The 6,291-nt window shown below is 59.5% G+C and carries 3 protein-coding genes and 3 pseudogenes; 5 read left to right on the forward strand and 1 reads right to left on the reverse strand.

Annotated features, from left to right (window positions below; translation table 11 throughout):
• Window positions 1–253: 253 nt before the first annotated feature.
• From ASG57_RS15020 to ASG57_RS36705, 4 genes and pseudogenes are all read left to right on the forward strand, one after another.
• Window positions 254–454 (forward strand): hypothetical protein, encoded by a 201-nt coding sequence (locus tag ASG57_RS15020; RefSeq protein ID WP_057196652.1) that lies wholly within the window; start codon window positions 254–256, stop codon window positions 452–454.
• A 15-nt stretch (window positions 455–469) separates the two neighbouring features.
• A complete protein-coding gene (locus tag ASG57_RS38370; protein WP_057196653.1) occupies window positions 470–889 on the forward strand; it encodes a hypothetical protein in 420 nt (139 codons plus the stop codon).
• A 271-nt stretch (window positions 890–1,160) separates the two neighbouring features.
• Entirely contained in the window at window positions 1,161–3,062 is a 1,902-nt protein-coding gene (locus tag ASG57_RS36700; RefSeq protein ID WP_156402692.1) for a putative bifunctional diguanylate cyclase/phosphodiesterase, read from the forward strand.
• Window positions 3,063–3,202: 140 nt separating this feature from the next.
• Window positions 3,203–3,339: pseudogene (locus tag ASG57_RS36705) on the forward strand (DUF3606 domain-containing protein).
• Between the two features lie 33 nt (window positions 3,340–3,372).
• Here the strand turns inward: ASG57_RS36705 and ASG57_RS39135 are convergent.
• Window positions 3,373–3,622, reverse strand: a pseudogene (locus ASG57_RS39135) (hypothetical protein).
• Window positions 3,623–5,021: 1,399 nt separating this feature from the next.
• Here ASG57_RS39135 and ASG57_RS15050 point away from each other — a divergent pair.
• A pseudogene (locus ASG57_RS15050) lies at window positions 5,022–5,759 on the forward strand (ArdC family protein); the annotation flags it as partial.
• Window positions 5,760–6,291 lie beyond the last annotated feature (532 nt).

Raw genomic sequence — 6,291 nt, forward strand, 5'->3', positions numbered from 1 at the left:
CCAAGTCCGACGTCGATGCTGTCTGCAGACGACTTTCTGCGGCTGGGTACAGGCTCAAGTCGGATCCCGACGTTCGGACCTTCGCGGCGAGACGAGCGGAGCACGCCTGCTGCATCGAGGCGATCGCCGCCCATCTCGGCACGCCGGCGGCGCTGCTTCTGCCCGCGCGCATCGCAAGCAAAGATTAACATGTATGAATTCCCAAAGCTCGACAAACCGGGATAAGATGGGACTTTCCCGGACGGGGGCACCCATGTTCGACACGGCAACTACCGCGCTTTTGCGCGCGGTCCTCGATGAAGTCTGTGCCAGCGTCTCGCAGCGTGAGATCAGTGCTCGTACCCACGTGGCCTCGAAGATCCTGGAGGCTGCGACCGGAGGCGAGGTTTCTCCCGAGGGCCTAAGGCAGGTCGGTCGCGATGCCCTCTCGCAGGCGCCCACCATGTGGCGCTGATCCGGAGGTCGGGGCGTGAACTTCCAGGTCACAGTCCTCAAGATCCTGGCGGCATATCCGGATGGGTTTGCGGTGATGGAGGACCTTAAGCGCGACATGGCCATCCTGGCGACCAGCGGACGAGATTGGGCTGAGCGGACCAAGCGTCTTGCGTCGCGGGTGCCGGACCTCGACATCTGGTCTCAAGGGCTGGTCGAACGCATAAGTGGGGGATGGAGACTGACTTCCAAGGGACGGGAGGTGCTCGAGTTCATGGAAGCTCGGCTCTCGCCGGAGCCAATCCCGGTAGTTGCGGTCAGCGAGACTACCCTGCCGGTTGTCGAACAAGCGCCGGTTCCTCCGCTGCGGCAGCCTGCGGACCGAGCTAAGCGGCGGCGCGAACGCCGAGAACGCCGCCGTGAGGCGCGCGAACGAGCCAGGGCAAACGCCTCCTAGTCAAAGAAAAAGCCGCCAGTGAAGCTGGGCAGCTTGATAATCCCGGACCGTTGATCGCCTCCGTGTCTCGCCTCGTTCGCCAACGTTCGGCATCAGATTTGGGGCATTTTGAACCAACCAAATCGACGTAGTTACCCTTTGGTTTCCATGTTGATCAGTGGCACGGGGAAGAGGCCGCCTTCAGTACGTGGCCGGCCATCTTAACGCTGCTCTTAGTCTTTTCTGATCAACTCCGCTGATAAACCAAGCTCATCCAAGCAGGATAGCTAACGTGCAGCGTCAGATGGAGGGACGATTGCCTCGCCAGAGCGGCAATCGAAGGCGGCTCGCGCAACTTCTGTCGGCGCTTCGTTACGACCTTTCCTGGCGATTTGCCCGTCCGGGCGCGTTCAGGCAACGGTTTGAACAGGCGATCGCGAACCTGCCGCAGGGCATCTGCCTTTATGACTCTGACGACCGGCTACAACTTGTCAACGAACAGTTCTGCCGAATCTATAACCAGCCCATGCATCGACTGCGCACTGGCATGAGACTCTACGACGTGCTCGCCGACAGCTGCGCGCTGGGCAACTATCCAGGTCGCAGCGTGGACGAGATCTATTCAGCACGCAAGGAGTTCATAGATCGACGAGAAAAAGGGATATTTCTCCAGGAGCTCGGCGATGGCAGGCAAATTGCGATACATCATCAGCCCCTTCAAGACGGCGGCTGGGTTTGCACCTACGAGGACATCACCGAGCGACGAAAAGCAGAAGCTAAGGTCGAGTTTCTTGCGCATCACGACAGCCTGACCGAGCTTCCAAATCGGCGACTGTTCACCGAACGGCTCGATCATGCGATCGCGCACTCGAGCGCTAGCAAACCATGTGCTTTACTTTGCCTCGACCTAGATGGTTTCAAGGATGTGAACGACCGGCTAGGACACGCTGCGGGAGACATCCTCCTGAAGAATGTCGCGATGCGCCTCAAGGATAGAATCCAAACCGGCGATACGTGTGCACGGCTTGGTGGCGACGAATTCGCAGTCGTGCTTCCTGGCTCATCGGCGGGCCGAGCCGTGAACGTTGCGTATGAATTGGCAAGGTTGCTTCGCCAACCGTATTTTCTCGGCGCTTTCGGAACGGCAGATGTGGCCGTGAGTATCGGCATCGCGATCCTACCGGATCATGCTCAGAGTCCGGAGGAATTGATGTTGAGAGCTGATCAGGCCCTCTACAGGTCAAAGAATGCGCGGCTCGGCCTTCCGGTCGTCTTCGAAAAGAAATGGGCTGTGTCACCCGCGGACGTCGGGCCAAAGCGTTCCTCGGAAGGCGGAGGCACTCGCTACGGACATTCGTCACTCGCTTCCGATCTTGCTGTCACGCTGCAACGCGGCCGCGAGTTATACCTGAACTATCAGCCGATCTACGATGCCCGGAACGGTCATCCGGTCGCTGTTGAAGCGCTCGCACGATGGAATAGCCCAGATCGCGGCCACGTTTCGCCACTTGAATTCGTGAAAGCTGCCGAGGAGAACGGGCTGATCGATAAGTTGTTGGAATGGGCTCTAGAGGCAGCGTGCCGCGAAGCCACCAGTTGGGATAGTGAGTTAAAGCTCAGCATCAACCTGTCACCGCTGAATCTTGATTCTCCTCTGTTGATCGAGATGATCGAACGTGTGCTGGCAGATACAGGCTTTCCAGCGCAGCGGTTGATTGTTGAGCTTACTGAAGAGACCGCACTTGAACATTCACCAGACAGGCTGGAGCGCTTGCGGAACTTGTCCATTCTCGGAGTCGAAATCTGGCTTGACGATTTTGGTTCTGGATTTGCCAATTTTGAATACCTTCAATATTTGCGGTGTGACGTTCTCAAAATCGATCGGAGTTTTCTCGGCGGGTACGAGAAGCGGGAACCGTTGCTGCGCGGAATGATCGGCCTCGCTCACGCGTGCGGATTGAAGGTCGTGGTTGAGGGCGTCGAAACTGAAGAGCATCACAACCTACTGTGTGGCCTTGGCTGCGATTTATTGCAGGGGTACTGGCTGGTGAAGCCTCTGGGAGCAGGCGAACTTCATGCGGCACTCCGGCCAATTCTCCCGCCATATCACGAAAGCCGCTCGATCATTCCGGACGCCAATGATGATCGGACTCGAGCACCTCTTCCTAAGAGACGAGTTGATAACCGCCCGTAAGCCTCCTGGGGCTTTCAGTTGCCGCAAATTCTCTTCCCGCCATAGCACCGGCACGATATCGGCGAGGCGCCACAGCGCCCGTCACATGACCGTTCCGGAACCGCCGAATCCTTGTTGCGTTGCCTGAACTCGGACGAAAGATGGACCGCGCGCGGGTGGCAGGCGGGCAGGACTACGAAGTGCGGTACGAGGCGAAGAAGAGTGGAAAGGCGGCGACGGCGGTGAAAAAGGCTGTCAAAAGGTCGGCAGCGCGCGAAAGCGCGTGGAGAAACGGTAGGCCGCTGAGTAGGAGACGGACTGGCGTCGAAGCTTAGCGTCGGTCTTCCTCGTCAGGGGGGCACTCTGGGCAGGTATTACCAATCGAGTCCAGCACGTCGCGAATTGCGGCCTCCGCTGCTTGAGGGGAGACGTCTGCTGGCGGGTCCTGACGCGCGATATCGAAGGCGTGCTCTCGTGCATGCGGATCAGCGCGGTCCTGCATCCAACCGTGCTCCTCGCACTCCCGTATGGCCCCCCGCTTCGTTCAGTACGTTGATCGCCCAACCACGCAAGGTGCGGATCGCCGGCCGTCATCAGCATTGAAGGTTCTCCCACGCTGAGACGAATCGTTAAGTCCCGCAGACGTTCCCCATCGCTAACACACGACGGGGATTCGGGATCGTGGGATCTCGTTTTTCGAAGGACGAATTTTCCGCCCGGCCAGATGCCAGGGTGGGCAAGAAAGAACTAGAGAAGCCGTTTTCCGATTCTTCAGACGTCGGAGCTCAGGTGGTTGCTCCTTGTCCGTTTAGCGCGTGCGGCTGTCGCCGCACCGGGCTCTCGTGAACCGAGCCGCATAGCGTCTCGGCCTCGCGGCTTCGATCCCTCGCGCACGAGCAGATCACGCCCTCGCGGGGCAGAAACGAAAACCGGACCTTTATGCAGCAGCCACCTGCGCAAAGGTCCGGCCTTATCTTAGCGTGCCGCGATACCAAACGGCTGCAAAGGACGCTTCATATCCTTTGGGAGGTGTCGCTCATCATCCGGGGCGCGACCCGGAGGCGGCAATATATCAGTAGCCGATACGACTACTTCTTTTTCTTTGAAGTCTTCTTTGCCGTCTTCTTGGTAGCTGCCTTCGCGGTCTTCTTTGCCTTCTTCGCTTTCTTGGCCATGTCGTCCTCTGTAAGAATTGGCTCTCAGTGAACATGCCCACGCCGTGCATAGACATGCACACGAGTGAGACGGTATCACAAAAGCAAAATTGATACCAAGCAAACCTGAAGCCGCATTGAGTCGCTCGCCGGAGGCACTCGCCCTCGGGCATTGCATGCCGGCGTCGCTATCACTGCCCTTCGGGTCGGCTGCCTTCTTAACCGGTCTCGCGACTGCACTCGGTCCCGGGTCCCGCCGCTACGCGTCGGCGCTATGTGACCCCCTGCGGGTGCCTCTTCCGCGTCCACGAGTGGTCTTCGCTGTCGCTCCGCCCACAGGCCTCTCTTCCATAATTGTGAGACTCTGTAAAAATGTCGGGCGGTTCTCGAATCATTGCCTGCATCACGTTCACTCAGGTTTTGGCGCGTGCGGCCAGGGCCGCACCGGGCTCTCGTGCACCGAGCCGCTTTGCGTCTCGGCCATCCGGCTTCGATCCCTCGCGCAAGGAGATGTGGAGCTCCTCGCCGGGGGCACTCGGGAAAGGGGCTCGCCTGCGGCGATCGCTATCACTGCCCCGTTCCCGGGTGCCGCTATTGAACCGGTCTCGTCGCTGCACTCGGACCCGCGTGCCCCTTCGGGTCGCTATGCTCACGTTCTCCGGGTGCCATTTTCCGTTGCGGCGATGCGCCCTTGGGTGCACGCCTGATCGCGAATGAGGCTCTCGGTAGATGGCGCAAGGGCTGAGAGTAAGAGTGCAGGCTGGTTTTTCCGTGACGGGTTAGAAGTTGCGAGAGAGGCTCGCGGCGCCCGTCGCGGAGACCCGCGATGTCAAACGCTACTGCTCGCGCGCGCGCCGGCCAGGACCGGGCGAACCTCTATACCGAAATCACCGACAAAATCATTGCCGAGCTCGAGGCAGGCCGCGTCCCCTGGGTCCAGCCTTGGGGTACGGCCGCGGCGAAAGCGCCGCTGGCCATGCCGAAAAATGCGTCGTCCAATCGGCAATACAGTGGCGTGAACATCCTCATTCTCTGGGGGGCCGTGATTGAGCGCGGATTTTCCGGTCAAAGTTGGCTCACTTTCCGCCAGGCGCTCTCGCTTGGTGGTCACGTTCGCAAAGGAGAACGCGGTACCACCGTTGTCTACGCGGATCGTTTCGTGCCGAATGACGAAAGGCGACGCGCCGCTGAGACCGGCGAAGACGCGCAAGCGATTCCATTCCTCAAACGATTTACCGTTTTCAACACCGATCAGTGCGAAGATCTGCCCGACGGCATTGCTACCGCTGCGCCGCCACCGGCGCCTGGCCTCATCGAACCCACGGTCGACGCCCTGATCAACGCCAGCAGAATTCCATTTCGAATTGGTGGAGACCGCGCATTCTATGCCACAGCCGAAGACTATGTTCAGGTCCCACCGCCGCAGGCCTATTTCGAACCCATCAATTGGCACCGCACGGCCTTGCATGAGCTCGGTCATGCGACCGGGCATCCCTCGCGCCTTAACCGCGACCAGAGCGGATCCTACGGTACGCAGAAATATGCCTTCGAAGAACTGGTCGCTTTATCTTGACAGTCTGCACCGACTCTCAGCGTCTTGCTTACGTCGATGCAACAGGACTGACGGAGGCGGTAGGTCTTGTCCCCACTTGTGGTGAGCTCGNTTATCTTGACAGTCTGCACCGACTCTCAGCGTCTTGCTTACGTCGATGCAACAGGACTGACGGAGGCGGTAGGTCTTGTCCCCACTTGTGGTGAGCTCGGTGGAGCAAAGCCGTCCGCACGCGCGCCATCCAATAGCGCCGTAGCGGGCGGACGGCTTTGCGGTGCTCACCGCCGGCCGTAGCGTTCCCACATAGCTGGCGACGGCCGGCCTGGATAGCGCCGGGCAAGTTGAACTCCTTCGTTGATGCTGGCTCCCCGGATGGGGGTCCGGGGGAAGGTTGAACAACTTGTGGACAACGTAGCGCCGGCTTCGAACATTGAACTTCCTCCGAATGAGTGGACACCTGTAGTAGGCTCGTTGAGCCTGGAGGTGTTGAATGGAACGTGCACGTCGGTCGTTTACTGAAGAGTACAAGCGCGAGGCGGCGGGG

The sequence above is a fragment of the Bradyrhizobium sp. Leaf396 genome, from assembly GCF_001424605.1.
Lineage (GTDB): Bacteria > Pseudomonadota > Alphaproteobacteria > Rhizobiales > Xanthobacteraceae > Bradyrhizobium > Bradyrhizobium japonicum_C.